Origin of the sequence: Kosakonia sp. H7A (assembly GCF_003028445.1) — a bacterium.
Classification (GTDB): domain Bacteria; phylum Pseudomonadota; class Gammaproteobacteria; order Enterobacterales; family Enterobacteriaceae; genus Kosakonia; species Kosakonia radicincitans.
The window spans coordinates 1-593 of record NZ_PYTZ01000052.1 but is presented as its reverse complement, the minus strand read 5'-3'; the positions used below and the strand labels follow the sequence as shown (position 1 = coordinate 593).

Here is a 593-nt window from a genome sequence, read left to right as displayed (position 1 = left end):
GAGCAGACGGCGGAGACGGTGAACCGGCTGGTGCGTGAAGCCTACAAGTGGCTCGTGGTGCCCAGCCAGGCGCCGAAGAAGGACGGCGGCCTGGGCGATATCGAATGGGAGGGATTTGTACTCAATCCGGCCAAGCCGGGTCTGGGCAAGGAAATCGACCAGGTGCTCACCGAGAACGAGCTGGTTATCCATGAGTGGGCCCCCGTCCACTTGCACAACCTGCTCAAGGCCTGGTTCTGGCGGGACGACGTAGTGGATGTAGCTGCGTTGGAGGTGTGGCAGAAGAGTTGCAGCTACCTGTACTTCCCAAGGCTGGCGAAATCCACGGTGATGCAGACAGCCGTGGCTGCAGGCGCTCCGAGCCGCGACTTCTTTGGTGTGGCTAGCGACAAGAGTGCAGATGGCTATCGGGGATTCTCGCTCGGCAAGGTCACAACGCCCTTCATGGATGCGCTACTGTTGATCGAGCCTTCGAGTGCGGCTGCGTACGAAGCTGCGCAAGTACAAGCTCAACCCCAGCCCGGATCTGAAGCGCGCGGTAGTGGAACTGGCAGTTCCGTTCCAGCTGCGGCTGGCACGCCAACGATCCAGAC

1 pseudogene is annotated in these 593 nt (G+C 61.2%); it reads left to right on the top strand.

The annotated features are described in order from the left end of the window. A pseudogene (locus tag CWM66_RS28980) lies at nt 1-593 on the top strand (hypothetical protein); the annotation flags it as partial.